Raw genomic sequence first — 26,439 nt, forward strand, 5'->3', positions numbered from 1 at the left:
CCGATCAGCTCTCTCCTTCTGATCGTCCCGTCTGGGGATGGGTCCATTAAGCTATGTGAATGGGGCGTTAATGGGGCGCAATCCTGTGGGTTATGCCCAAAAGTAAAAAACTCCTTACCAATTTTAAGGATCTGTTTTCCGCAATCTGGGGCGACGGGGTGCGGTTGCGGTTCCACCGAAGAAGGCCGCCCCCAGGGGGACGGCCTTGCAAAGCGGATAGGCGCGCAACGTGCGGCGATCAGGTCGGCGTCTTGGTGGCCAGGAAGGAGCCGGTGTCGCTGGCCAGGTCGGATGCACCGTCCTGCACGGCGGTGTAGACGACGCCACCCAGAGCGGCCACGGCTGCGGTCAGCACGACCCAGTCAACAGTCACGGCGCCGGAGTCGTCTTTGCGGAAATTCTTGAAAAACTTGATCATGGTTGGTCCCTCCAAAGGATCACTGAATTGGTCCATCCCGCCATCTCGCCAGGGTCCGCTCTCTCACCTGCTTGACCACTGTCCGGCTTGGATGAACCCATATAGCCAGCCCAGAATGGCAGGATTTGGGCTGAAATCCGAAAATGGCGGCCCTATTTTAACTTTTTGGCAAGCGATCGGGTAACGCACGGATTCTGGGGCATTAAATTTTCGTTAAGCGCTGCGCCCCCGTGGTATTTCGGTGTCATCGGGCCGCAAATGTGGCGATTGCGCCAGATTTCGGGGCACAAGGACTGGTGTTGCGGTGCCAAGTTGCCGACTCTGCCGTCAAACCCCGTGCAATCAGGCCCTGCCATGTCGTCTCCCGTTCTTGTGCTGACCCTTGCTGCCTGTCTTGCGCCGCTGGTGGCTGCGGCGCAGGCGGTGCAGCCGCAACCCTTTCCCACTTTCGAGGCCAAGCGGATCAAACCGCCCAAGGCGGGCGGCGGCAAACGTATCACCGTGCAGATCGACCCGGCAGCACAGGCCGCCGCCAAGGCTGCTGAACAGGCCGCGGCGCAGGCAGAGAAACCGGCGGCGGTGGCAGCGGCAAGGCCGGGGCGGTACGGCTGGTTTTGGGATAAGGTGGAGGCCGCTGATGCCGGGCGGGGCCGGTTGGAGCAGGCGCTGATGGCGCTGAATGCGGGCCAGGGATTGGCCGCACCGCGCTTGCAACTGATGCAGGAGATCGCCCAGGCCCATGCGGTGCCAATCCTGACCTACAGCGCGGGTACGAAAGTGTCCCCGGCATTGGTGCTGGCGGTGATCGCGGTGGAATCGGCGGGCCGCACGGATGCCGTCAGCTCGGCCGGGGCGCAGGGGCTGATGCAGCTGATGCCAGATACCGCAGCGCGCTTTGGTGTCGGCGATGCCCTGGAGGCGCAGCAGAACATCGCGGGCGGCATCAAGTACCTGGACTGGCTGATGGGCCGGTTCGAGGGCGACCCGATTCTGGTGCTGGCCGGCTACAACGCGGGCGAGGGGGCGGTGCGCGACCATGAGGGTGTGCCCCCCTATGCAGAGACGCTGGACTATGTGCCCAAGGTTCTGGCGGCCTATCAGGTGGCAAGGGGACTGTGCATGACCCCGCCCGAGCTGCTGTCGGACGGCTGTGTCTTCCGGCTGGGGCCATAGCTCGCGGTCAGACCTCGGGAAGCTGCGTCTGCAGCAGCAGCCGCGCTGTGGCCAGTGCGTCCGATGCGGGATCCGGGCACACGGACATGGCGGCAAGGACAATGGCCCCTTCCTTCAACGTCAGGAGCTGTCGCGCCAGCGCCGCGGCATCTGCCGCCCCGGCCTGTTCGGCCAGCCCCGCAAGATGGCGCAGGATAAGCTGTTTGTGTTCCGTAGATTGCCGGTACACGGGGTGGCTGTGATCCTGGAACTCGGCGCTGGCCTTGACGAACATGCAGCCTGCGAATTCGGGCTTGTCGAACCATTCCGCCAGGGCAGTGAACATTGCCAGCAGCTGCCCACGGGGCGTGTCGGCCAGTTCCGCCATGCGGCGGTAGAGCCAAGTGCGGAAATCCTCGTCCCGCAAGCGCAGCACCGCCACGATCAGATCGTCTTTGGTGCGGAAATGCTTGTACATGGAGGTTTTGGAGACGCCGGTCTCCTTGACCAGCGTGTCCATGCCGGTGGCGTGAAAGCCGCGGGCATAGAACACGTCCAACGCTCTGCGGACCAGTTCGTCGCGTTTGTTCGGGCGCATGATTCGTCCTTTTGTGTACTGATCTGTACATACTCCCGATCTGGCCGAACGAAAACCCGCTAGAAAATATTGCGCCTTTGCAATTGCGTAGCCTTGGATAGCGGACCGGGTCGTCCAAGGGCGATAAATTTGCCTTGCTTTAGTGTACAGATCGGTACACATATACGGCATCATTTACAGGTCGGTACATATTGACGAGTGAGGAAACTGGCATGAAACGACTGTTCCATCCGATGGCGTGGCCCCTTGGGCCAATTGTCCTGGCATCCTGCATCGCTGCGGCGTTGAGCGTCCCTGCTGACGGCACGTCGCCCAACGGCATCTGCCGCGCGCCTGGGGTTCTTGGCGGCCGAGCCTGAGCGATCCCCGGGTCCCGACGGATCAGAGCTAAGCCGGAAAGGTATATAATGAAGCGCGATATTCTGATGGCCGCCTGTGCGGCGTTATTGGCAGGTGCGGTGTTGCTGCCTGTGACCTTGCCGCGTGCGCAGGGCGGCGCCATGGCCCCCGCGATGGGCGTGTCGCTCCTGCGCTAGCCTGGGGCTGGGTCGACTGCGTGCCGCCCCCGGCCTTAAATTTGCGAGAGTTTGACGCGAGCGGCGGCCGGTCGTCAAAGTTTCGCCGCACTGAACTGATTTTCAGCCGTTATTTCCGACTTTTCAGATTTTGGAGATACGTTTTGGACTTTGGATTCGACCCCTCGGCGGTGGCGGCTGGGTCACAGCAGGTGACGGGCAATTTTGTCCTGATCGGGGTGATTGCATTTGTGGGCTTTTTCGGACGGCTGGTGTTCGTGGCCTTTGCGCCGGGCCTGGCCAAGGCTTCACCATTCAGAAACCTGTCCGGCCCGGGGTTTATCCTGCTGGCGGTGGGGCTGTTTGCGGGCGGGCTGTATCTGTCCGGCAAGATGGTGAAGGCGCAGGTGCTGGTCAGCCGCCACCTGGTGGACCCGGTCATCGTCAGCGTGATGGGGCGGGACAGCTGTGATCCCGCCGATGGAAGTTATTGCGTGGTGGCGTTCGAAAATGGCGAGGAACGGGTGGTGAACTGGCACGACAAACGGGTGTTCATGTACGAAATCATCAACCCGCCGCAGGGCGCCGTGTGGCACACGCTGCGGCCACAGGAACGCCCGGCATCAGCCACAGGCGTATAAAACACGAGAAAGGCCCGCCAGGGAACTGGCGGGCCTTGGACGGTGATGTGGATGCAGATCAGTCGACGATCGTTGCTTCGGTCGCAGCACGCAGCTCGTCTTCGCTGACGCCTTCCGCGCATTCAACGATTTTCAGGCCGCCTTCAACCACGTCCAGCACGCCTAGGTTGGTGATGATGCGGTCCACCACGCCCTTGCCGGTCAGCGGCAGGGTGCACTCCTTCAGAATCTTGGACTGGCCATGCTTGTTGGCGTGATCCATCACCACAACCACGCGGCGGACGCCTGCCACAAGGTCCATGGCACCGCCCATGCCCTTGACCAGCTTGCCGGGGATCATCCAGTTGGCGAGGTCGCCGTTCTCGGCCACTTCCATCGCGCCCAGGATCGCCATGGCGATCTTGCCGCCGCGGATCATCGCAAACGACTGCGCGGAATCGAAATAGGCGGTCTGCGGCAGCTCAGTGATGGTCTGCTTGCCCGCGTTGATCAGATCCGGGTCTTCGTCGCCTTCAAGCGGGAAGGGGCCCATGCCCAACATGCCGTTTTCCGATTGCAGTGTTACCTCGACACCCTCGGGGATGTAGTTGGACACCAGCGTCGGGATGCCGATGCCGAGGTTTACATACCAGCCGTCCTGCAGTTCCTGGGCGGCGCGTGCCGCCATCTGATTGCGATCCCAAGCCATTATGCTTCCTCCCGCTTGCGCACGGTGCGCTGTTCGATGCGTTTCTCATGCGTGCCCTGAATGATCCGGTGCACATAGATGCCGGGCAGGTGGATCGAGTCGGGATCCAGAGACCCGGTCGGCACGATTTCCTCCACCTCGACGACACAGACTTTGCCGCAGGTGGCGGCGGGCGCGTTGAAGTTGCGGGCGGTCTTGCGGAACACCAGGTTGCCAGTCTCATCCGCCTTCCAGGCCTTGACGATGGCCAGATCGGCAAAGATGCCCTCTTCCATGATGTAGTCTTCCATGGCGCCGTCTTCGCCGGTGGGGAATTGCTTCTCCAGCTTGCCCTCGGCAATCACGGTGCCCACGCCTGTCTTGGTGAAGAAGCCGGGAATGCCCGCGCCGCCTGCGCGCATACGCTCGGCCAAGGTGCCTTGCGGGTTGAATTCCAGCTCCAGCTCGCCGCTGAGGTACTGGCGCATGAATTCGGCGTTTTCCCCCACGTAGGAGGAGATCATTTTCTTGACCTGCTTGGTTTGCAACAGGATACCGATGCCAAAATCATCAACGCCAGCATTGTTGGAGGCAAAGGTCAGATCCTTGGTGCCCGCGTCCTTGATGGCCTCCAGCAGAAGCTCCGGAATGCCGCAGAGGCCAAAGCCCCCTGCCGCGATGAACATGCCGTCATGAAGCAACCCGTCGAGCGCTTCGGCGGCGTTGGCGTAAACCTTTTTCATGGAGTTCTCCCAACAACTACCGTTTGGATGCTGTTCTGACGCCGGGACAGCGGCAAGTCAACGATACGGAGAGAAACAGGTATTTCTACGGAGAGCCAGGCCCCCGCAGCGGAGCATGACCGGGGGCGCCGCCCCCGGCCTGTGCTGGTTTAGTCCGCGTCCTTCTTGGCCGCGGTCTTTTTCTTTGGGGCAGCTTTCTTCTTGGGGGCAGCTTTCTTCTTGGGCGCGGCCTTTTTCTTGCCGCCCTTGCCGGATTTTTCGGCAATCAGCTGCACGGCCATGTCGAGGGTCACATCCTTGGGCTCGACGTCCTTGGGCAGTGTGGCGTTCACCTTTTCCCATTTGACATAAGGTCCGTAGCGTCCGTCCATGATGCTGATGGCGCCGCCGCCCTCAGGGTGCTCGCCCAGTTCCTTCAGCGGTTTGGCGGCCGCACGGCGGCCACGTCCGGGGTTGGCGCGTTTTTCGGCCAGCATTTCAACCGCGCGGTTCATGCCGATCTCGAAAACGTCCAGTGTTTCCTTGAGGTTCGCATAGACCGGCTTTTCCTCGTCGGGGCGCTGGTGTGCGATATAGGGGCCAAAGCGGCCCAGATTGGACTGGATCACGCCACCATCCGGGTGTTGGCCGATTTCGCGCGGCAGTGTCAGCAGAGTGACCGCTTGCTCCAGCGTGATCTCGTTCGGACCCCAACCGGGCAGGTAGTCCTTGCCCTGTTTGGGCAGCGAGGAGCGCGGCGGCTTCTTGTTCTCGGGCGTCGGCTCCCCCCGTTGCACATAGGGGCCAAAGCGGCCGGATTTCAGGTGGATCTCGTCGCCGTCATCTTCGCCCAACACCCGTTCATAGCCTTCCGCACCCTCGCCGGAGATTGGGCGGGTGTAGTTGCATTCCGGGTAGTTGCCGCAGCCGACAAAGCCGCCGGTGCGCGAGGTTTTCAGATGCAGCTGGCCGGCGCCGCATTTCGGGCAAACGCGCGGATCGGTGCCGTCTTCACGGGGCGGATACAATTGCGGCGCCAAGGCGTCGTCCAAGACATCCAACACCTCGGTGATGCGCAGCTCTGAGGTCTCAGAGATCGCAGCGGAGAAATCGCGCCAGAATTTGCTCAGCAAATCCTTGTAGTCGCGCTGGCCCGCGCTGACGTCATCCAGCTCTTCTTCGAGGTTGGCGGTGAATTCGTAGCCGACGTATTTACGGAAGAAGTTCAACAGGAAGATGGTGACGATCCGGCCCTTGTCCTCGGGGAACAGGCGGTTCTTGTCCTTGCGGACATATTCGCGGTCCTGGATCGTGGTGATCACGCTCGCATAGGTCGACGGGCGGCCGATGCCCAGCTCTTCCATGCGTTTGACCAGCGTTGCCTCGGTGTAACGCGGCGGCGGCTGGGTGTGGTGCTGCAAGGCCAGAACCGCGGTGTTGTCCGACAGCACGGAGGCGTCCTTGCCCGCTTTTTCGGCCTGCGCCGCCAGCGAGGAGGCAAACTTCAGCGCCTCGCCTTCCATGACCTGCGGCAGGCGTTTGTCGTCCTCGTCAGCGACATCGTCGCGGCCTTCCTCATAGACCCGCATGAAGCCGTCAAACAGCATCACCTGACCGGTGGCGCGCAGCACCACCTGGCGGTCGTCCGACCCGATGTCGACGGTGGTACGCTCCAGTCGCGCGCCTTCCATCTGACAGGACAGGGTCCGTTTCCAGATCAGGTCATACAGCTTGCGCTGGTCGTCCTCGGAGACCTTCAGGCTGGCGGCATCGCGGCTCATATCCGTCGGGCGGATACATTCGTGCGCTTCCTGGGCGTTCTTGGCTTTATTCTTGTAGATCCGCGGCTTGGCAGGCACGTATTCGGCGCCATAGCGTTTTTCGATCTCGGCGCGGGCGGCTTCGACAGCCTCAGGGGCCATGTCAATACCATCGGTCCGCATATAGGTGATCAACCCGGCCTCATAGAGACGCTGGGCGGTGTTCATGGTCTGGCGCGCGCCCATGCCGAATTTGCGGCTGGCCTCCTGTTGCAGGGTGGAGGTCATGAAGGGGGCGGACGGGTTGCGGGCGGCGGGCTTGGCCTCGACCGACAGAACCGACAGCTGGCGCGAGGCAACGGCCTGCACGGCCAGTTCGGCAGCGGTGGAATTTTTCAAGCTGTACTTGTCCAGCTTGTCGCCGCCCAGAACGGTCAGCCGTGCCTCCAGCTCTTGGCCGCGCGGAGTCGCCAGCTGGGCGCGTACCGACCAGTATTCCTGGGGGTTGAAGGCCTCGATCTCCATCTCGCGCTCAACGATCAGGCGCAGGCAAACGGATTGCACGCGGCCAGCGGAACGCGCACCGGGCAGTTTGCGCCACAGCACCGGGGACAGGTTGAAGCCTACCAGATAGTCCAGCGCGCGCCGCGCCAGATAGGCCTCGACCAGCGGCATGTCGACCTGACGTGGGTTCTGCATCGCCTCGGTCACGGCTTCCTTGGTGATGGCGTTGAAGGTCACCCGGCTGACGGGTGTGTCCTTCTTGATGGACCGCCGCTTGGTCAGCGCCTCTTGCAGGTGCCAGCTGATCGCCTCGCCCTCGCGATCGGGGTCGGTTGCGAGAATCAGCGCGTTGTCCTCTTTCAGCGCGTCGGCGATGGCCTTGACGTGCTTGCGGGAATCATTTGCGACCTCCCAGGTCATGTCGAAATCGGCCTCGGTGTCGACTGAGCCGTTCTTGGCTGGCAGGTCGCGCACGTGGCCGTAGGACGCCAGAACCGTATAGTCGGGACCAAGATATTTATTGATCGTTTTGGCCTTGGCCGGGGATTCGACGACGACAACTGGCATTAATTCTCTAACCTCTTCGGACCGCTACTGCGGGTTCTATGGCCGGGCAACATGTGGGGTGCAAGGGGAGAATGTCAATCTGCGGCCCCGTATCAGCCTTGTAACGGCCCTGTTTCGGCGGTGCCCAGCTCCGGTTTGGGTCAGGATTTGGTCCGAGCGACACCCAAAAGTCAGAAACGCACGCGCGGGGCAGGCGGGGCCATGGACGGGGCGGCACCGGCTGTGGTCAGCACGCAGTGGGGTGGTCTGCAATCACCCGGTATCGCCGGTGTTGTCGGGCAGGTTTCTGGACAACAGCCCACCGGGCTGGCGCTGGATGCGGCCGTCGAGTTCAAGATCTGTGAGCGCCGGTGCCAGGTCTTGCGGCGGCAGGGCCAGATCGCGCATCAACGCGGCCTCGGAGGTGGGCGAGGGGCCAAGACGACTGAGGATCTGCTGATGCAGGGCATGGGTTTCGGCCAGGCTGCGCCGCTGCGGCGGGGCAGGTGGCAGCTCTGCCATGGCCTGTTGCAGGCTGACGGGCGGCGCGGCAGGCGCGCGCGGCGCAGGGCTGCCAGCCGGGTCCAGCGGTGGCAGGGCTTCGATGACATCAGCCGCGCTGCGCACCAGCACCGCGCCGTCGCGGATCAGCCGGTTGCAGCCGGAGCTGCGCGCATCGAAGGGGTGACCGGGCACCGCCAGCACCTCGCGGCCCAGATCCAGCGCATCCTGCGCGGTTATCAGGGTGCCGGATCTGGCGGCGGCCTCCACCACCACCACAGCGCGTGCAAGGCCTGCGATGATCCGGTTGCGCTTGGGGAAGTCGCGGGCCTGCGGTGTCAGCCCCATGGGTTGTTCGGACAAACGCAATCCGCTTTCGGCAATGGCACCGGCGAGCCGGGTGTTTTCGGCCGGGTAGATGACATCGACGCCGCCCGCCTGCACCGCGATGGTGCCGCTGGTCAGCGTGGCCTCATGCGCGGCCGTGTCAATGCCGCGCGCCAGGCCCGAGACCACGACATACCCCGCGGCACCTAGATTCTGCGCCAGCGCGCGGGTCATGCGCCGCCCCAGGGACGAAGCGTTGCGGGCGCCGACGATGGAAATCAGGGGCCGGTTCAGCAGCGACAGGTCGCCGATGGCCCACAGCAGGGGCGGCGCATCCTTCAGTTCTTTCAGCAGCTTGGGATAGTCCGGATCCGAATAGCACAAAAGCCGCGCTTTGGCGGCTTTTGCGAGCTTGATTTCGGCGTCCACCGCCTTGGCAGGGCATGTTTCATACCCTTTGATACCTGCGGAACGTGCCATTTCAGGCAACGCATCCAGCGCATTCTGCGCTGAACCAAATTGAGCGAGCAGCCGATGGTAGGTCACCGGGCCGACCCGCTTGGAGCGCAACAGACGAAGCTGTGAATACCGGGCGTCTTCCGTGGTGGGTGGGAGTGGGGGGTGAGTGGAAGAATGTGCTTCTCCGGTCATCCGTCGCTCCGCCTGTTTGCAGAACCAGAATTAACCTTCAACCGGTTAACAGGAGGTGAACGCCGCGGCAATTTTTACGAATTCCCGGAAAATTTTCCTAAGTCTCGATAGCGATTGTAAAAACCCGTGCGGATGCGGCCGAGAGCGGTGATCTTCAAAGGATTTCCGCCCCGCGGTCGTGGCTGGCGGGGCGGTGTTTGGGGCTGTTTTATGGAGGCCTTCGCTGGTTTTACGAGGCTTTTGCGGAGGTTCAGGCGGCGGATCCGCCCACCGTCAGCCCGCCCATCAGGACCGAGGGCTGGCCGACGCCCACGGGCACCCATTGGCCTGCCTTGCCGCAGTTGCCCATACCCGGATCCAGCGCCATGTCGTTGCCGAGGCCGCGAATCTGCTTCAGCGCGGTGGCGCCATCGCCAATCAGCGTGGCACCCTTCACCGGGGCGCCGACCTTGCCGTCCTTGACCCGGTAGGCTTCTGTGCACGAGAACACGAACTTGCCATTGGTGATATCAACCTGGCCACCGCCGAACCCCACCGCCCAGATCCCATCCTTGATCCCTGCCACCAGATCTCCGGGATCGGCCTCGCCGCCCAGCATGTAGGTGTTGGTCATCCGCGGCATCGGCGCATGGGCGTAGCTCTGCCGCCGCCCGTTGCCGGTGGGGGCGACACCCATCAGCCGCGCATTCTGGCGGTCCTGCATGAAGCCGACCAGCACGCCGTCCTCGATCAGCGTGGTTTTCTGGCTGGGCGTACCCTCGTCATCCACGGTGATGGAGCCGCGCCGGTTCGGGATGGTGCCGTCATCCAGCACGGTCACCCCTTTGGCCGCGATCTGCTGGCCCATCAGCCCGGCAAAGGCGGACGAGCCCTTGCGGTTGAAGTCGCCCTCCAGCCCGTGGCCAATTGCCTCGTGCAGCAGGATGCCGGGCCAGCCGGGGCCAAGCACGACGTCCATTTCGCCCGCGGGCGCCGGTTCGGCATCAAGGTTCACCAACGCAATGCGCAATGCTTCGCGGACCTGGGTCTGCCAGTGGGCCGGATCCACCAGCCCGTCCAGCCCCAGCCGCCCGCCGCCGCCGGCAGACCCGCTTTCGCGGCGGCCGTCCTTCTCGGCGATCACCGACACGTTGAGCCGCGCCATCGGACGGGTGTCGCGCACCCGCACGCCGTCAGCGCGCAGGATCTCAATCTCTTGCAGGGACGCCGCCAGCGAGGCGGAGACCTGCACCACGCGGCTGTCCAGATCGCGGGCGAAGGCATCGATTTCGCGCAGCGTTTCCACCTTCACCGGAAATGGCATGGCGCTGATCGGGTCGGAATCCGCGTAAAGCTTCTTGTTGGTGGCCTGCGGTGCGTCAGCGTAGGTGCCGCCGCCGTCGCCCACGGCCAGCCTGGCGGTCTCCGCTGCGCGCTTCAGCGAGGCAATGGAGACATCGGTGGAATGGGCGTACCCCGCCACATCGCCGTTCACCGCCCGCAGGCCGAATCCTTCGGATGCGTCATAGCTGGCGCTGCGCAGACGCCCGTCATCAAACGACAGTGCCTCGGATTTGCGCCGCTCGGCAAAGATCTCGCCGTCGTCGGCCCCGTTCAGCGCATCGCGCAGCACCGTCAGCGCCTCGGCTTCGGGCAGCGTGGTTTCAAACGGGCGAAAGGCGGGGGTTACCATGGCACGGTCCTCGGTTTTTTTGATCTAAATCAAGAAAGCGACGGTTTGACGCTTGCCTGCCTCTTTATCTGTTGCCCCGAATATGATTTTAAGCGGCGTCAAAGACAACGGGGCAGGTGCGTTTTCTGGAATCAACGATTCCGAACGCGCAAGCCGCCGCAGGAACAACGCGATCAACCGATCAGGTAGAGATATGAAAAACGCTTTGACGCTTTCGGCCCTTTTCACCGGCCTTTCCAGCCTTCCCGCACTGGCGCAGGAAGGGCTGAGGACCATTGGCAAGCCGGTCAACGGCGGCGTGGACTTTCAGCCAGCAGCCACCCCGCTGATGGAGGGGATCCGCAGCCTGGACGCCATGATCCTGGTGATTATCACCGTAATCTGCGTCTTCGTGGCGGGTCTGCTGCTCTGGGCGATCCTGCGGTTCAACCGCCGCGCCAACCCGACGCCGGCCAGTTTCACCCACCACACCCCGATCGAGATCGCCTGGACCGTGATCCCGATCGTGATCCTGGTTTTCATCGGTTCCTTCTCGCTGCCGCAGCTGTTTGCCCAGCAGGAGATCCCCGAAGCCGACATCAACATCAAGGTCACCGGCTACCAGTGGTACTGGGGCTATGAGTACACCGACCACGAGTTCGGTTTCGAGAGCTTCCTGCTGCCCAAGGACCAGCTGGCCGAATACGGCTATTCCGAGGACGAATGGCTGCTGGCCACCGACACCGCCGTCGTTGTGCCCTCGGGCAAGACCGTGGTGATGCAGGTGACCGCGGCAGATGTGATCCACTCCTGGGCAATGCCCGCCTTTGGCGTGAAGCAGGATGGCGTTCCGGGTCGTCTGGCGGAACTGTGGTTCAACGTCGACGAAGGTATGGAAGGCATCTATTTCGGTCAGTGCTCCGAGCTGTGCGGCAAGGACCACGCCTATATGCCGATCACCGTCAAGGTCGTGACCCAGGAACAGTATGACGCCTGGCTGCAAGGCGCGATCGAGGAATATGCGGGCACGCCGCAGTCCTACCAGGTTGCCGCCAACTGATAGCTGACCTGCCGATGCGCCGCTGCGGCGCTGGCAGGAAAACTGAGACAAGACCTGGGTGCGCAGCCGTGCGCACCCGTTGCCGCCAAGGAACCCAAGATGAGCGACGCAAGCATCAACGCAAGCCGGGCATATGAGGACGAGGCCAGCTTTGGCGACTATTTCGCCCTGCTGAAGCCCCGTGTCATGTCGCTGGTGGTGTTCACCGCGTTCGTCGGCCTGCTGGCGGCGCCGGTGTCGGTGCATCCCGTCGTCGGTTTTGCGGCCATCCTGTTCATCGCCATTGGCGGTGGCGCCTCTGGCGCGCTGAATATGTGGTGGGATGCGGATATCGACCGTGTGATGAAGCGCACCAAGGGCCGTCCGATCCCGGCTGGCAAGGTCGAGGCGGGCGAGGCGCTGGCGTTGGGCCTGGCGCTGTCGGGCCTGTCGGTCATCATGCTGGCGCTTGCGGCGAATGTTTTTGCCGGGGCGTTTCTGGCCTTCACCATCTTCTTTTACGTTGTCGTCTACACCATGTGGCTGAAACGGGCGACGCCGCAGAACATTGTCATCGGTGGGGCCGCGGGTGCGTTTCCGCCGGTGATCGGCTGGATTGCGGCCACCGGCAGCATGTCGGTGGAACCCTGGCTGATGTTCCTTCTGACTTTCATGTGGACGCCGCCGCACTTCTGGGCTCTGGCACTGTTCATGCGCTCGGATTATGACGACGCCGGCGTGCCGATGCTGACCGTAACGCACGGGCGCCGTTCGACCCGCGTGCATATCTTGGCCTATACCGTGTTGCTGGCCGTTCTGGCCATTGGCACCGCGTTCTCGGGCATTGGCGGCCCGCTGTATCTGGCCGTGGCGCTGGTGCTGAACGCGCTGTTCCTTCATGGCGCCTGGAAGATCACCCGCCGCAACGAGGATGATTCCGAGGCCGACAACTTCAAGGTGGAACGCAGCTTCTTCAAACTGTCGCTGCTGTATCTGTTCCTGCATTTTGGTGCGATCCTGGCCGAAGCCCTGCTGAAGCCCCATGGCCTGGGAGGCTGGTAACATGGCGTTGCGCAAGGAACACGAAATCCACAAGCGCCGCTCTGGTCGCAACATCGGGGTCGGCATCCTGCTGGCGGCCTTCGTGGTGCTGGTGATGGCGCTGACGCTGGTCAAGGTCACCGCGCCGGGCTTTCAGCTACCCGATAGCCAGACCGACAGTCAGACCAGCAGCGAAACGGAGCAAAACTGATGGCCTTGCAAGGACCGAAGAAAACCGTTGTCCAGCTTGTTGGCGTTGTTGTGCTGATGGGCGGTCTGTCCTGGGCCTCGGTGCCGTTCTACGACTGGTTCTGCCGGGTCACCGGCTTTGGCGGGGTCACCCAGGTGGCCAGCGCGGGCTCCGATACGGTGCTGGACCAGACCATCAAGGTGCGCTTTGACGGCTCCAAGCAGCGTGGCATGCCGTGGGAGTTCAAACCGGTGCAGCGCGAAATGGAGATCAAGCTGGGTGAAACCGGCCTGGCCTTCTATGAGGCGTACAACCCGACCGACAGGCCGGTGGCGGGGCAGGCGTCCTACAATGTGACGCCCTATCAAGCCGGCTACTTCTTTGAGAAAATCGACTGTTTCTGCTTTACCGAGCAGGTGTTGCAGCCGGGGGAGCGGGTGCAGATGCCCGTGACCTTCTATGTTGATCCCGAAATCATCGACGACCGGGACGCAAAATACGTGCATACGATCACGCTGTCGTACACGTTTCATGAGATCGATCTGCCCGAGGGCGTTGCTGCTCTCGACACCGGGAATGGCACCGGTGCAGACGTAACAACGAACTAGGCCGCTTTGGTGAGGGACACTTAAATGGCGCACGCTAAAAATCACGATTATCACATTCTGCCGCCGTCGATCTGGCCGCTGCTCAGCTCTGTCGGCACGTTTGTCATGCTGCTTGGCGCGGTCCTGTGGATGAAGGGAATGACCGCTTGGGTGTTCTGGATCGGCTTTGTTGCCGTTCTGTACGCCGCCTTTGCCTGGTGGGCAGAGGTCGTCAAGGAAAGCCGGGTCGGCGATCACACGCCGGTTGTCCGCATCGGCCTGCGCTATGGCTTCATCCTGTTCGTGATGTCCGAGGTGATGTTCTTCTTCGCTTGGTTCTGGTCGTTCTTCAAACACGCCATGTACCCGATGGAGACCTATGTCGGCAGCGAATATGTCGCACCGGAAATCTATGCGGTTGACCCGTTCCACCTGCCGCTGATCAACACGCTGATCCTGCTGCTTTCGGGCTGCGCGGTGACCTGGGCGCACCATGCCCTGGTGCACAATAACGACCGCAAGGCGCTGATCCAGGGCCTGTCGATCGGCATTGTGCTTGGCGTCGCATTCACCTTCCTGCAGGGCTACGAATACGCCCACTTGCTGCACGAAGGCTGGAAGTTCGGCGAGGACGAGTTCTTCTCCAACTTCTTCATGGCCACCGGCTTTCATGGCTTCCATGTGGTGATTGGCACCATCTTCCTGACGGTGTGTCTGATCCGTGCGATGAAGGGTGACTTCACGCCCGAGCAGCACGTCGGTTTCGAGGCCGCTGCCTGGTACTGGCACTTTGTGGACGTCGTCTGGCTGTTCCTGTTTGTTGCTGTCTACATCTGGGGCACCTCCGGCCTGTAAGGCGCGGTGTAACCGATACATGTTTGCGGTTGATTATCCGCGGGCATGAGGCCACACACGGGGGCGCGCAAAGGACGAACCTTTGCGCGCCCCTGAACTTTTAACGGAGCAGCGTCGATGCGGCGTGTCATCTTCCTGTTGATCGTCACTGGTGCGGGCCTGGCCGTGTTGATCGGGCTTGGCAGTTGGCAACTGCAACGCATGGCCTGGAAGGAAGGCATCCTTTCCACCATCGAGGCCCGGATCACCGCGGAGCCTGCGGGCAATTTGCCGACCAAGCTGGACCGAGCGCAGGACAAGTACCGCCCGGTGCGCCTGAGCGGCGAGATCGGCAATCGGGATCTGTTCGTCGTCACGTCGTTCCAGGACGTCGGCCCCGGCTTCCGGGTCATCTCGCCTTTCACGCTGGCGGACGGCCGCCGCATCTTGATCGACCGCGGCTTTGCAACTGTGCAGGACAGGTCCGCCGAACGGCTGCGCGGCCCGGCCACCATCAGCGGCAATATCCACTGGCCGCAGGAGGTCGACAGCTACACGCCTGCGCCGGATCTGGCGGCGGGGCTGTGGTATGCGCGTGACGCTGACGCCATGGCACAGCAGCTGGACACCGAACCGGTCATGGTAATCCTGAACGCTGCGCCCCAGGGCGAGGCCCGCAGCCTGAAACCGGTCCCGGTCGACACCGCCACGATCCCCAACAACCACTTGCAATATGCGATCACCTGGTTTTCGCTGGCCGCCATCTGGGCCGCGATGAGCCTCTATTTTTTGCGGCGCAGCCGCCCTGAACCAAAGAGCTGAAGGCGATGAAATATATCTCCACACGGGGCCAAGCGCCCGAGCTGACATTCGAAGACGCCATGCTGACCGGTCTTGCCCGCGACGGTGGTCTCTATGTCCCGGCCGAAATTCCGCAGATGTCCGAGGATGAAATCGCGGCACTGGCTGGGCTGTCCTACGAGGAAACCGCCTTTCGCGTGATGCGCCCCTTCCTTGGCGAATGCTTCACCGACGATGAATTCCGCGCCATCATTGACCGCGCCTATGCGGGGTTCAACCATGCGGCCCGTGCGCCGCTGAAGCAGCTGGCGCCAAATCATTTCCTGCTGGAGCTGTTTCACGGGCCGACGTTGGCGTTCAAGGACTTTGCCATGCAGCTGATCGGTCAGCTGTTCCAGGCCGCGCTGGAGCGCCGGGGGGACCGGGTGACCATCGCGGGGGCCACCTCTGGCGATACCGGTTCGGCGGCGATGGAGGCCTTTCGCGGATTGAACAACGTGGATGTATTTATCCTGTATCCCCATGGCCGCGTGTCGGAGGTACAGCGCCGCCAGATGACCACGCCGCAGGACAAGAATGTGCACGCGCTGGCTGTCGATGGCGATTTCGACGACTGTCAGGCGCGCGTGAAGGACATGTTCAACGACTTCGACTTCCGCGACGGCGTTAAGCTGGCGGGCGTGAACTCGATCAATATCGCGCGGGTTCTGGCGCAGGTGGTCTATTACTTCTCCTCCGCGGTCTCCTTGGGCGCGCCGCAGCGCAAGGTGAGCTTCACCGTGCCGACGGGCAACTTCGGTGACATCTTTGCAGGCTTCATCGCCAAGCAGATGGGCCTGCCGATCGACCAGCTGGTGGTGGCCACCAACCAGAACGACATTCTGCACCGATGCCTGTCGGGGCAGGGGTACTACAAGGGCGACACGCAGCCCTCCGTTTCGCCGTCGATGGACATTCAGGTGTCCTCGAACTTTGAACGCGCCCTGTTCTACGCCTATGGTCAGGATAGCGGCGCGGTCGCGCAGCTGATGGATGAGCTGAAGACCGGCGGCTTTGACGTCTCGCAAGGGGCGATGCAGGCGCTGGCGGAAACCTATGCCTCCGGCCGCACGTCTGAGGAGGAAACGCTGGCGACGATCAAGGCTGAGCTGGCGTCCTCGGGTGAGTTGCTGTGCCCGCATGGTGCGGTGGCTGTGAAGGTCGCGAATGAGCACCGCGATGCCAGCGTGCCGATGGTCACCCTGGCCACGGCGCATCCGGCAAAATTCCCCGCCGCGGTCGAGGACGCCAGCGGCATTCATCCGCCTCTTCCCCCGCGCATGGCGGATCTGTATGACAGGCCTGAACGGGTGACCCGGATTGCCAATGATCTGGCCACCCTTGAGGATCACATCAGAAAGAACATCGCGCATTGACCGTACAGCAGCACACACTCGCCAACGGGTTCCGCATCGTCTCCGAGCAAATGCCGGGGCTGGAATCCGCGGCGATCGGGATCTGGGTGACAGCCGGCGGCCGCCACGAGCGGCTTGAACAGAACGGCATCGCCCATTTCCTGGAACACATGGCCTTCAAGGGCACCAAGACGCGCAGCGCGCTGCAAATCGCCGAGGCGATCGAGGACGTGGGCGGCTATATCAACGCCTACACCAGCCGCGAGGTGACAGCCTATTACGCGCGGGTGCTGAAGGACGATGTGCCGCTGGCGGTGGATGTGATCGGGGACATTCTGTTGAACCCGGTGTTCGACGCCCGCGAAATTGAGGTGGAGCGCGGCGTGATCCTGCAAGAGATCGGGCAGTCGCTGGACACGCCGGACGACGTGATCTTCGACTGGCTGCAGGAAGAATGCTATCGCGACCAGCCGCTGGGGCGCACGATCCTGGGTCCGGCGGAGCGCGTCAGCAGCTTCAGCCGCGCGGATCTGCAAGGCTTTGTCGGCGAGCATTACCGCCCCGGTCAGATGATACTGGCCGCCGCCGGCGCGGTGGATCACGACGTGCTGGTACGTCTGGCTGAGCAGATGTTCGGCCATCTCGAACCGGCGCCAAGTGTGGCCGAAGAAGGGGCCAAGTTCACCGGCGGCGAGACGCGCCATGTCAAGGATCTGGAGCAGGCACATTTTGCCCTGGCAATTGAGGGGCCGGGTTACCGCGACGCTTCGATGTACACGGCGCAGATCTACGCCAGCGCATTTGGCGGCGGCATGTCCTCGCGGTTGTTTCAGGAGGTGCGCGAGAAGCGCGGCCTGTGTTACACCATCTTCTCGCAGGCGGGATCCTATTCTGATACCGGCTCGCTGACCATCTATGCGGGCACCTCCGGCGATCAGCTGGCAGAGCTGGCAGGCATCACCATCGACGAGCTGAAACGCGCGGCCCAGGACATGAGCGATGCCGAGGTCGAACGTGCCCGCGCGCAGATGAAGGCCGGCATGCTGATGGGGCTGGAGAGCCCCTCGAACCGGGCTGAGCGGCTGGCGCGTCTGGTGCAGATCTGGGACCGGGTGCCGACGCTGGAAAGCACCGTGGCGCGGATTGACGCGGTCACCACCCGTCAGGTACGCGAATTGGCCGAGACCATGGCTGTCACCGCCCCGGCGGCGCTGGCACTTTATGGTCCGGTGGACAAGGCCCCATCGCTGGCCCGACTGCAGGAGAGGCGCGCCGCCTGATGCTGCTCAGCCGCCGGAAGGTTCGTATTGAAACGGAACGTCTGACTCTCCGGCCGCCGGTGCATGCGGATTTTCATGGTTGGGCGGCGCTCCGGCAGCAGAGCCAGGCTTATCTGACGCCTTGGGAGCCGGGCTGGGCGACGGATCATCTCAGCCGGAAGAGCTTTACCAACCGGGTCTACTGGGCGCGCCGCTCGGTCTCCAGCGGCACCGCGCTGCCGCTTTTCCTGATCCGCCGCGATGATCAGATGCTGCTTGGGGCGATCACGCTGGACAATATTCGCCGTGGCCCGGCGCAGGCCGGTACGCTGGGATACTGGACGGGCCAGCCCTTTGCTCGCCAGGGCTACATGCGCGAGGCGATCGGCGCGGTGGTGCATCACGCGTTCAGTAAGCTGGAGCTGTCCCGGATTGAGGCAGCGTGCCTGCCGGAAAACGCTGCCTCGCGGGGGCTGCTGGAGAAATCCGGTTTCAAATATGAGGGCGTCGCGCAGTCCTATCTTCAGATCAACGGCCGCTGGCGCACGCATGTGCTCTATGCCGCACTGCGGCACGACCGCCGCGGCAAGACGCTGACCGGCCAGGCCTGAGCCGCGCTTTGCGGGCCGGAGCCTGTCTTGAGAGCGCTCGTTTTCCGGCCAGCAGGATCTCCCGCCCGTCGTCGGCGCATTGTTCATGCACCGCTCCCGTTGGGGGCAGCGGGGGAACCGCGGGGTGGGGGGGGGGAAGGGGAAACACCGCTTTACGTTTGTTCTTTTTTGGCGTCTTTTCCCTCCCCTTCCCTTGTGGGGGGAACCCCCACCTCGTGGGTGCGCCCCAGGACCGCTGCAACCATCCTGTCAGTTGTGATCTGTTGCGTTGCGGGGCGGCGCTGCCGCGCCGGGCTGCAAGCCCGGCGCCGGGCCCAACGGCACGGCGAAACGTCCTGTTTCGCCAGCGTCGGCGGGAGGGACGCCGGGGATTTTTCGGCGCATAGGCTGACAGCGGCACGCAACAGACTACAACCTTCGACATGAAACTTTTTCTTCGACTGCTTTGTGTGCTCGGTTGCGCTGCCCTTGCCCTTGGGTTCGTGCGCGTTCAGGCTCAGGCTCAGGCTCAGGCTCAGGCTCAGGCTCAGGCTCAGGCTCAGACTCAGGCTCAGATGCAGGTGCAGGCGGAAGGAACGGCGCGCCGGGCCAGCCATTGCATTGCGCTGGCCCGATCAGCGCCGGGCGTTCGTTATCTGCACCAGGCCAGCTGGCGCAGCCCCGTCGCTGCGGACAGCGTGCACATTCGCTACATTGCCCATGCCTCTTTTCTGCTGCGGACCAGCGGCGGGCTGAATGTGGTGACCGACTATACCGGCTTTGTTGGTTCGGCGCCGATGATCCCGGATGTGGTCACCATGAACCACGCCCATGACACCCATTGGACGGCCCAGCCGGATCCGGCGATCGGCCATGTGCTGCCGGGCTGGGCCGAGGACGGTGGCGGGATCCGCCACCATCTGGATCTGGGCGAGATGCTGATCCGCAATGTGCCCACGGACATTCGCAGCATGTTCGGCGGGGTAGAGCCGCAGGGCAATTCGATCTTTGTTTTTGAAGTGGCGGGCTTGTGCGTCGGCCATCTGGGGCATTTGCATCATATCCCGACACCCGCGCAATATGCTGCGTTGGGGCGGCTCGATGTGGTGATGGCTGCGGTGGATGGGGGGATCACCTTGCCGCTGGATCAGATGCTGGAGGTGCTGGGGCGGTTGCGCTCTTCGGTCATCATCCCGATGCACTGGTTCACCGATCAGTCGTTGCAACGGTTTCTGTCGCAAGTCGGCTCCCAGTTTGACGTGGTGGATGAGGGGCAGAGCGCGCTGGATGTGTCACTGCGGAGCTTGCCGGACCGACCCACCATATACGTGCTGCGCCCGCGCTATCTGGCCCCGGAGGAGTAGCGGTGGCTACAGGTCCTGCGGTGCGGAACGGCCCTGCTGCCGGGACATGGTGCCATCTTGCCAGCGCACGGGGGATGCGCCATGGATAGCCCATGCACTTGAATTCCGCCGATCCCGCCTTTGCCGCCCGTCTCTCTGCAGCCCTGCCGAAGGATGTGCTTCGCCCGGCCGAACCCCGCTACCTTGAGGAGCCGCGCGGCCGCTACCGGGGCCAGGCAGGTGTGCTGGCCCTGCCGCGCAGCACCGAAGAGGTCGCGATCCTGATCCGCGAAGCTAATGCCGCGCGGGTGCCGGTGGTGCCCTATGGCGGCGGTACCGGGCTGGTGGGCGGTCAGGTGATGCCGGAAGGACCCGCGCCGCTGCTGATCTCGCTGGAGCGGATGGCGGCAATTCGCGCGGTTCATCCGCAGGAGAACGTGCTGATTGCCGATGGTGGCGCGATCCTTGCGGACGTGCAGGCGGCCGCGCGAGAGGCTGGGCGTTTGTTTCCGCTGTCGCTGGCCTCGGAAGGGTCGGCGCGGATTGGCGGTACGTTGTCGACCAATGCCGGCGGCGTCAACGTGCTGCGCTATGGCAATGCGCGCGATCTGTGCCTGGGGCTGGAGGCCGTCCTGCCCGGCGGCGAGATCTGGCGCGGGCTGACGCGGCTGCGCAAAGACAACACCGGCTACGATCTGCGCAACCTGCTGATCGGTGCCGAAGGCACGCTGGGGATCATTACCGCCGCCACGCTGAAACTGTCGCCACAGCCCGTGTCCTGCGGCACGGCCGTGTTCACGGTGCCGGACCCGGCGGCGGCGGTGGCGCTGCTGGCGCTGGCGCGCGATCACGTGGGCGAGGCGGTCAGCGCCTTTGAACTGATTCACCGGCAGGGGTTGGACTTCCTGTCCGAATGTCTGCCGCAGATCCGTCAGCCCTTGGCGGAGAAGCCGGAATGGTCCGTGTTGATCGAACTGGGCCTGCCGCGCGGACATGAGGCGGAGGAAGCCCTGGCGGCGGTGTTTGAAACTGCACTGGCGGCCGGGCTGGCCAATGATGGCGTGATCGCGCAATCCGAGGCGCAGCGCCAGGCACTGTGGGCGATGCGTGAACACATCCCGGCGGCCAACAAGATGATCGGCTCGGTTTCCAGCCACGATATTTCGGTGCCGATCTCGCAGGTTCCGGCGTTCATCGAAAAGGCGGGCCAAGTCGTGGCCGCCATCGGGAATTTCCGCATCAACTGTTTTGGCCATCTGGGCGACGGCAATCTGCATTACAACGTGTTCCCGCCACAGGGGCAGCCGCGGCGTGCCTTCGATCACTTGCGGACCGAAGTCAAAGAGGCGGTGCATGAACTGGTGGCGGAGTTCGGTGGCTCCTTTAGCGCCGAGCACGGGGTGGGGCGGCTGAAAACGGCTGATCTGGAGCGCTATGGAGATCCGGTGAGACTGGCGACGATGCGCGCGATCAAACGGGCGCTGGATCCAAATGGCATCATGAACCCAGGTGCGGTGTTGCGCACGGATTGATTCTGGGTGCAGAGGCAAAAGACAGGCAGGACGGTCAGGGGGCGGCGCTGCTCCCGCGTCTGCGCCTGCCCGGCTGCGCCGGACCGGCTGGCAGCCTTGGGCCCGGCGCCGCGCCAAGGCGCGGCGCGCCTTTCAGGCCCGGCAGGGCCTGAAAGGCCACGCCCAACCGGCAGCGTCTTTTATGCAGTAAAAGGCGTAGGGCGGGCGGGAGAGCGGTGGCCGTGGCAGGCAAGCAGGGCTGCCCGACAAGCAGCGGCGCGAGAGACTGCGACGTCAGAGACCGTCGAACTCGCACAGCACATGCACATCCTTGCCCATGCTTTCCAGCAGTTTGCGCCCGCCCAGCTCCGGAAGGTCGACGATGAAGGCGCAAGAGACGATGTCGCCGCCCAGCCGCTCAATCAGTTTGATGCCAGCGCCCGCGGTGCCGCCGGTGGCCAACAGGTCATCCACCATCAGGACTTTCTCACCCGGCTTGATGGCGTCGTCATGGATTTCCACGATCGCTTCGCCGTATTCCAGCTTGTACTCTTGGCTGATGGTGGTGCCGGGCAGTTTGCCCTTCTTGCGGATCGGCACGAAGCCGACGCTCAGCTGATGCGCAATGGCCCCGCCGAGGATGAAGCCGCGCGCCTCAAGCCCCACGACCTTGTCGATCTGCTCGCCCGCGTAGGGGTGCAGCATCTGGTCGATCGCCATGCGGAAGCCGCGCGGGTCCGCAAACAATGTGGTCACGTCGCGGAACATGATCCCTTCGTGCGGGAAGTCCACGATGGTGCGGATGTAATCTTTGACGTCGGACTTCTTGGGCATCTGTCGGCTCCATTGGCAGCGGTATCGGCAGCCCCGTGCAACAAGGGCCAACCGGGGTTTGGCCGAAGCAGCGCGGTGTTGCAAGGGGGAACGGCCCGTTGACCCGTTGTGGTTGTGCGCTGATCGGGCCGCTGGTCAGTCCCGCGCGGCAGCGGCGCGGCGCCGGGTACACCAGCGCATCAGCATTTCAAGCGGCCCGCGATCGGCCAAACTGTTCCACCCGCGCGCCAGGACCACCGATAGTACACAGAAACCGATTGAATAGCCAAAGACGCCCACCGTCGAAAGCGAACCGTCCAGTAGCCCCATCGCCTCCAGCGCGCCCATGCCCAGCAGAATATGCGCCACATAGAAGCTGAGCGCCTGACGCCCGGCGACCGTCAGCCAAGAAGAGAGACCCATCCGGTCCGGCGCCGGACACAGCAGCAGGACCAACCCGATCACCGCAGCCGCACTGCCGGTCGCGGCCATGATGTAGACCGGGCCGGGCGGCAGGGTGTCGGTATCGAACAACGCCAGCAGGTCGGGATCCTGCACCAGCAGGCCAGGCAGCCCGCCAACCACGGTCGCGCCACCGCCCCAGAGCAGCAGCCGTCGCTGCACCCGGCGGCTGGCCAGGTCCATGCGCCCCATCCACATGCCGAGGTACAGAAAAGCCACCCAGGGAAACACCGGATGCCAGCCGTTGAAAAAGGCGTGCCGCAGGAAGCCCTCCACCGTCCAGAAATCGCTATAGGTCAGGGTCTCCCAGTTCCAGTGCGCCTCGTAATCCAGCGTCAGCAGCCCAGCCATCCCGGCGAGCACCACCGCTGTGGCGGCCCACAGCAGCACCGTGGGGCGCGCAGAAAGCAGGGGCAGGGCCAGCAAAAAATAAAGTCCGTAGAAATGCAGAATGTCGGCTTCGAAGATAAGCAGGTTCACCAACCCGGCCAGAAACAGGAACACGGCGCGTCGCAGCACCTCGGCGACATCGGGGCGTCCCAGAGACAGGCCGATCCCTGCCAGAACCACAAACAGCGCGGCCGCGCGGCCCTCCAGCGCGTCGGTGAGCCGCGATGCCAGGTCGGTGCCGGGGGCGACCTGTGCCGCAATGCGGAAATTGACCAGAACCATGCCGCAGAATGCCAGAAAGCGGGCGATGTCCAATCCGTAAAGTCGCATGTGAAAATCCTGAAAGTGACTGGCCTGAAAGCAATAGCCTCAAGGTAGAGGCTGCACCCGGGCAGGAAAACCGCGTAACATCAGAAAGATCCGAAGGAAAAAGTCAGTGGGTTCGCAAGAAAAAGGGCGACCCATCTGGACCGCCCGAACCCCGTGAGTCAGCTTTTAAGGGGGTCAGCCCAGCACCCGGCCCGCCACCGCGTCCAGACGCGCCAGCAGCGCCGGGTCGCGTTTTTCCGGTGCGGTCATGATGGCGTATTCCAGGGCCTTGTCGCAGCGATGCGGGCAGTCGGTGCGCTGCGGGCCCAACAGGCCGGGCAACCGGCGCACCAGTTCGCGGGCATTGGCGGAGTTGCCCTGTAGGGTGGCGATAATTTCGGTAATTTCCACCGCGCCGTGGTCGGGGTGCCAGCTGTCGTAATCGGTGACCATGGCGACGGAGGCGTAGCAGAGTTCCGCCTCGCGGGCGAGTTTGGCCTCTGGCATGTTGGTCATGCCGATCACGTCGCAGCCCCATTGCTCGCGGTAGAGTTTGCTTTCCGCCATGGAGGAGAACTGCGGCCCCTCCATGCACAGATAGGTGCCGCCACGGTGGATGTTGATGCCCGCGTCCCTGGCCGCTGTTTCGGCCGCATCGCCCAGCCGTTCGCAAGTCGGATGCGCGACGCTGACATGGGCAACGCAACCGCTGCCGAAGAAGCTTTTCTCGCGCGCGAAGGTGCGGTCAATGAATTGATCCACGACGACAAAATCGCCGGGGGCCATATGGTCGCGGAAGGAGCCGCAGGCGGAGACGGAAAACACATCCGTCACGCCCAGCCGCTTCAGCGCGTCGATATTGGCGCGATAAGGGACCTCGGTCGGGGCATGCACATGGCCGCGTCCATGGCGCGGCAGAAAGGCCATTTTGACCCCCTCCAGGGTGCCGGTCAGGATCTGGTCCGACGGCGTCCCCCAGGGCGTGTCGACCGACACCCATTCGGCATTTTCAAGCCCGTCGATGTCGTAAATGCCGGAGCCGCCGATTACGGCGATCATGGTGTTACGGGGGTCTGATGCGGTCACGAGCTGGCCTCCTGTTGCTGCTATCCGGGATATGCGCAAGCGATGGCGGATTTGGCAAGGGCAAGGTGATCAACAGGCGGTGACGCAAGCATGCCGCACCCTCCGCAAGTCACCGAGGGACACCAGGGCTGCGCCTCTGGCGGGAGTATTTGGGGAAAGTTAAAAAGTCTGGGCGTCGCGACGGGGGGGGCGGCTGGCAGAGGCGGCGCATTGGCGGGGCTGGGAGCAGGTGAAGGATGCTGAGAAGGGGGACTGGAATGGCGCCCGTGTCGGCGTGCCTCAGCTTGCGTTTCCGCGTCCATCGGCGCAGGCGCGGCGGCGGCACCCTTGCCCAGTTGGCGATTTTCCGCTAACGGGCAGGCAGCGAACACACCTCCTCCAACCGCAGGTATCCTGAATGAAACGCGCAGCCGTGGCTTTGCTGGCCAAGCAGATTTCCCCACCCAACCTATCGATCATGCAGGATGAGGGCTTTACCGTGGCCCGTGTCCGCACTGAGCTTCTGTCCGGATTGACCGTGGCGCTGGCATTGGTGCCGGAAGCGGTCGCCTTTGCCTTTGTGGCCGGGGTGCACCCACTGGTGGGGCTATACGCGGCGTTTATGGTGGGGCTGATTACCGCGGTGTTTGGCGGACGGCCCGGGATGATCTCCGGCGCGACAGGCGCGCTGGCGGTGGTCATGGTGGCGCTGGTGGCCCAGCACGGGGTGGAATATCTGTTTGCCACCGTGGTGTTGATGGGCATCCTGCAAATCATCGCGGGCGCCTTGCATTGGGGCAAGTTCATTCGTCTGGTGCCGCATCCGGTGATGCTGGGGTTTGTGAATGGTCTGGCGATTGTAATCTTCCTGGCGCAGCTGACCCAGTTCAAGGATCCGGCCACCGGCGGTACGGAATGGCTGCAGGGTGGCTCGATGCTGCTGATGCTGGGGCTGGTGGCCCTGACCATGGTGATCATCTGGGGCATGCCCAAGGTGACCAGTATCATCCCGGCGCCTTTGGCAGGCATTGGCATCGTGGCCGTTCTGGTGATCGTCATGGGTCTGGATGTGCCGCGGGTGGGCGACATGGCGTCGATCGAGGGTGGCTTCCCGACCTTCCACAACCCGTTCGGCACGGGGGAGGGGCTTTATGGCACCGCGCTGGCGCCGTTTACGCTGGAAACCCTGTGGATCATCCTGCCCTACGCGGTGATCCTGGCCGCCATCGGCCTGATCGAGAGCCTGCTGACACTGAACCTGGTGGGAGAGATCACCGGCAAGCGCGGTGGTGCCAGCCAGGAGTGCATTGCACAGGGCGCATCAAACGTGGTGACCGGCTTCTTCGGCGGCATGGGGGGCTGTGCCATGATTGGCCAGTCGATGATCAACGTCAAATCCGGCGGCCGCACGCGGATTGCGGGCATTGCAGCGGCACTGTTCCTGCTGGCCTTCATCGTCGTCGCCTCGCCGCTGATCGAACAGATCCCGCTGGCCGCCTTGGTCGGCGTGATGTTCATGGTGGTGATCGGCACCTTCGCTTGGAACAGCTTCAAGGTGATGACCAAAGTGCCGCGCATGGATGCCTTCGTGATCGTCTTGGTGACCGTGGTGACGGTCATGACCGACCTTGCGATTGCGGTGGTCGTGGGTGTGGTCGTCTCGGCGCTCGCCTATGCCTGGAACAACGCGCGCCGCATTCACGCCATCACGCGCGAGTCTGCAACCGACAAGGGCGCCAAGGTCTATGAAATCGAAGGACCGCTGTTTTTCGGCTCGACCGACGGCTTTATTGAGCTGTTCGACGTGGCGGGTGACCCGGAGCGGGTGATCGTGGATTTTGCCCGCAGCCGGGTGGTGGACCAGTCGGCACTGCAGGCGATTGAGGCGCTGGCCGCCAAATACGAGGCCGAGGGCAAGGCGCTGGTGCTGCGGCACCTGAGCCGCGATTGCCACCAGCTGCTGACCAAGGCGGGCCATCTGATGGTCGACAGCGACGATGACCCGGACTACGAGCTGGCCGTGGATTACTCGGTGCGGACCGGAGTCCTGGGCAGCCACTGACCGCCCGTCTACCGGATCGCCGGAATACGAAACCCGCGGCTTGCAAAAGCCGCGGGTTTTTCTGTTGATCTGTCTGCTTGGACGCCGGTCCGGGGA

Annotated in this window: 26 protein-coding genes; 15 read left to right on the forward strand and 11 right to left on the reverse strand. The window is 63.4% G+C overall.

The features are described from left to right. Nucleotides 1–238: 238 nt before the first annotated feature. On the reverse strand, nt 239–418 hold the full coding sequence (locus tag AC0IPL_RS17785; RefSeq protein WP_474276208.1) for a hypothetical protein: 180 nt from the start codon (nt 416–418) through the stop codon (nt 239–241). 354 nt (nt 419–772) lie between these two features. Between AC0IPL_RS17785 and AC0IPL_RS17790 the strand changes: the two genes are divergently transcribed. After that, nucleotides 773–1,591, forward strand: a complete 819-nt coding sequence (locus AC0IPL_RS17790) for a lytic transglycosylase domain-containing protein (protein ID WP_474276207.1) — start codon at nt 773–775, stop codon at nt 1,589–1,591. A gap of 7 nt (nt 1,592–1,598) precedes the next feature. Here AC0IPL_RS17790 and AC0IPL_RS17795 read toward each other — a convergent pair whose 3' ends face one another. Next, nucleotides 1,599–2,168, reverse strand: coding sequence for a TetR/AcrR family transcriptional regulator (locus tag AC0IPL_RS17795; RefSeq protein WP_474276205.1), 570 nt, complete (start codon nt 2,166–2,168; stop codon nt 1,599–1,601). A 407-nt stretch (nt 2,169–2,575) separates the two neighbouring features. Between AC0IPL_RS17795 and AC0IPL_RS17800 the strand changes: the two genes are divergently transcribed. Together AC0IPL_RS17800 and AC0IPL_RS17805 are read left to right on the forward strand one after the other, a co-directional pair. After that, the gene (locus AC0IPL_RS17800) at nt 2,576–2,704 is read left to right on the forward strand and encodes a hypothetical protein (RefSeq protein ID WP_474276203.1); all 129 of its coding nucleotides are present in this window, start codon (nt 2,576–2,578) and stop codon (nt 2,702–2,704) included. 143 nt (nt 2,705–2,847) lie between these two features. Further along, complete coding sequence (locus tag AC0IPL_RS17805) at nt 2,848–3,324, forward strand: hypothetical protein (protein WP_474276200.1); 477 nt, start codon at nt 2,848–2,850, stop codon at nt 3,322–3,324. 58 nt (nt 3,325–3,382) lie between these two features. Here the strand turns inward: AC0IPL_RS17805 and AC0IPL_RS17810 are convergent, their stop codons facing one another. The 5 genes from AC0IPL_RS17810 to tldD all read right to left on the reverse strand — a co-directional run bounded on the left by AC0IPL_RS17810 (nt 3,383) and on the right by tldD (nt 10,674). Continuing rightward, a complete protein-coding gene (locus tag AC0IPL_RS17810) occupies nt 3,383–4,012 on the reverse strand; it encodes a CoA transferase subunit B (RefSeq protein ID WP_474276198.1) in 630 nt (209 codons plus the stop codon). Continuing rightward, entirely contained in the window at nt 4,012–4,734 is a 723-nt protein-coding gene (locus AC0IPL_RS17815) for a CoA transferase subunit A (RefSeq protein WP_474276196.1), read from the reverse strand. Before AC0IPL_RS17815 ends, AC0IPL_RS17810 begins: the two co-directional genes overlap by 1 nt. Before the next feature lie 149 nt (nt 4,735–4,883). Next, nucleotides 4,884–7,544 carry a type I DNA topoisomerase gene (gene topA, locus AC0IPL_RS17820; protein ID WP_474276194.1) on the reverse strand — a complete coding sequence of 887 codons (2,661 nt, stop codon included), beginning with the start codon at nt 7,542–7,544 and terminating at the stop codon, nt 4,884–4,886. Between the two features lie 252 nt (nt 7,545–7,796). After that, the gene (gene dprA / locus AC0IPL_RS17825; RefSeq protein ID WP_474276192.1) at nt 7,797–9,002 is read right to left on the reverse strand and encodes a DNA-processing protein DprA; all 1,206 of its coding nucleotides are present in this window, start codon (nt 9,000–9,002) and stop codon (nt 7,797–7,799) included. A gap of 250 nt (nt 9,003–9,252) precedes the next feature. Next, the gene (tldD, locus tag AC0IPL_RS17830; RefSeq protein ID WP_474276190.1) at nt 9,253–10,674 is read right to left on the reverse strand and encodes a metalloprotease TldD; all 1,422 of its coding nucleotides are present in this window, start codon (nt 10,672–10,674) and stop codon (nt 9,253–9,255) included. A gap of 193 nt (nt 10,675–10,867) precedes the next feature. On the opposite strand from tldD, the gene coxB reads away from it, so the two are divergent. The 9 genes from coxB (at nt 10,868) to AC0IPL_RS17875 (ending at nt 18,409) form a co-directional block, all read left to right on the forward strand. Next, complete coding sequence (coxB, locus tag AC0IPL_RS17835; protein WP_474276188.1) at nt 10,868–11,713, forward strand: cytochrome c oxidase subunit II; 846 nt, start codon at nt 10,868–10,870, stop codon at nt 11,711–11,713. A gap of 99 nt (nt 11,714–11,812) precedes the next feature. Beyond that, a complete protein-coding gene (cyoE, locus tag AC0IPL_RS17840; RefSeq protein WP_474276186.1) occupies nt 11,813–12,754 on the forward strand; it encodes a heme o synthase in 942 nt (313 codons plus the stop codon). A gap of 1 nt (nt 12,755) precedes the next feature. Beyond that, on the forward strand, nt 12,756–12,944 hold the full coding sequence (locus tag AC0IPL_RS17845) for a cytochrome C oxidase assembly protein (RefSeq protein WP_474276184.1): 189 nt from the start codon (nt 12,756–12,758) through the stop codon (nt 12,942–12,944). After that, nucleotides 12,944–13,531, forward strand: a complete 588-nt coding sequence (locus AC0IPL_RS17850; protein ID WP_474276181.1) for a cytochrome c oxidase assembly protein — start codon at nt 12,944–12,946, stop codon at nt 13,529–13,531. Before AC0IPL_RS17845 ends, AC0IPL_RS17850 begins: the two co-directional genes overlap by 1 nt. A 24-nt stretch (nt 13,532–13,555) precedes the next feature. Then, nucleotides 13,556–14,365, forward strand: a complete 810-nt coding sequence (locus tag AC0IPL_RS17855; protein ID WP_474276180.1) for a cytochrome c oxidase subunit 3 — start codon at nt 13,556–13,558, stop codon at nt 14,363–14,365. A gap of 117 nt (nt 14,366–14,482) precedes the next feature. Next, nucleotides 14,483–15,166, forward strand: coding sequence for an SURF1 family protein (locus AC0IPL_RS17860; RefSeq protein WP_474276178.1), 684 nt, complete (start codon nt 14,483–14,485; stop codon nt 15,164–15,166). Between the two features lie 5 nt (nt 15,167–15,171). Then, nucleotides 15,172–16,560 carry a threonine synthase gene (gene thrC, locus AC0IPL_RS17865; protein WP_474276176.1) on the forward strand — a complete coding sequence of 463 codons (1,389 nt, stop codon included), beginning with the start codon at nt 15,172–15,174 and terminating at the stop codon, nt 16,558–16,560. Next, a complete protein-coding gene (locus AC0IPL_RS17870) occupies nt 16,557–17,819 on the forward strand; it encodes a M16 family metallopeptidase (protein ID WP_474276174.1) in 1,263 nt (420 codons plus the stop codon). Before thrC ends, AC0IPL_RS17870 begins: the two co-directional genes overlap by 4 nt. Then, nucleotides 17,819–18,409, forward strand: coding sequence for a GNAT family N-acetyltransferase (locus AC0IPL_RS17875; RefSeq protein WP_474276171.1), 591 nt, complete (start codon nt 17,819–17,821; stop codon nt 18,407–18,409). Before AC0IPL_RS17870 ends, AC0IPL_RS17875 begins: the two co-directional genes overlap by 1 nt. Before the next feature lie 152 nt (nt 18,410–18,561). On the opposite strand, the gene AC0IPL_RS17880 is transcribed toward AC0IPL_RS17875, so the two are convergent. Beyond that, entirely contained in the window at nt 18,562–19,005 is a 444-nt protein-coding gene (locus AC0IPL_RS17880; RefSeq protein ID WP_474276279.1) for a hypothetical protein, read from the reverse strand. Between AC0IPL_RS17880 and AC0IPL_RS17885 the strand changes: the two genes are divergently transcribed. Beyond that, nucleotides 18,964–19,752, forward strand: a complete 789-nt coding sequence (locus AC0IPL_RS17885; protein ID WP_474276169.1) for an MBL fold metallo-hydrolase — start codon at nt 18,964–18,966, stop codon at nt 19,750–19,752. The genes AC0IPL_RS17880 and AC0IPL_RS17885 overlap by 42 nt on opposite strands. Nucleotides 19,753–19,844: 92 nt before the next feature. Continuing rightward, the gene (locus AC0IPL_RS17890) at nt 19,845–21,263 is read left to right on the forward strand and encodes an FAD-binding oxidoreductase (RefSeq protein WP_474276167.1); all 1,419 of its coding nucleotides are present in this window, start codon (nt 19,845–19,847) and stop codon (nt 21,261–21,263) included. A gap of 273 nt (nt 21,264–21,536) precedes the next feature. On the opposite strand, the gene AC0IPL_RS17895 is transcribed toward AC0IPL_RS17890, so the two are convergent. The 3 genes from AC0IPL_RS17895 to AC0IPL_RS17905 form a co-directional block, all read right to left on the reverse strand. Further along, a complete protein-coding gene (locus AC0IPL_RS17895) occupies nt 21,537–22,076 on the reverse strand; it encodes an adenine phosphoribosyltransferase (RefSeq protein WP_474276165.1) in 540 nt (179 codons plus the stop codon). A gap of 135 nt (nt 22,077–22,211) precedes the next feature. After that, nucleotides 22,212–23,237 carry a DUF418 domain-containing protein gene (locus AC0IPL_RS17900; protein ID WP_474276163.1) on the reverse strand — a complete coding sequence of 342 codons (1,026 nt, stop codon included), beginning with the start codon at nt 23,235–23,237 and terminating at the stop codon, nt 22,212–22,214. A gap of 174 nt (nt 23,238–23,411) precedes the next feature. Continuing rightward, on the reverse strand, nt 23,412–24,275 hold the full coding sequence (locus tag AC0IPL_RS17905) for an S-methyl-5'-thioadenosine phosphorylase (protein ID WP_474276255.1): 864 nt from the start codon (nt 24,273–24,275) through the stop codon (nt 23,412–23,414). Nucleotides 24,276–24,699: 424 nt separating this feature from the next. Here AC0IPL_RS17905 and AC0IPL_RS17910 point away from each other — a divergent pair, with 424 nt between their 5' ends. Continuing rightward, nucleotides 24,700–26,343: a SulP family inorganic anion transporter gene (locus AC0IPL_RS17910; protein WP_474276161.1), complete on the forward strand. Its 1,644-nt coding sequence runs from the start codon at nt 24,700–24,702 to the stop codon at nt 26,341–26,343. The last annotated feature ends 96 nt before the right edge of the window (nt 26,344–26,439 follow it).

It is taken from the genome of Leisingera sp. SA32, from assembly GCF_056033425.1.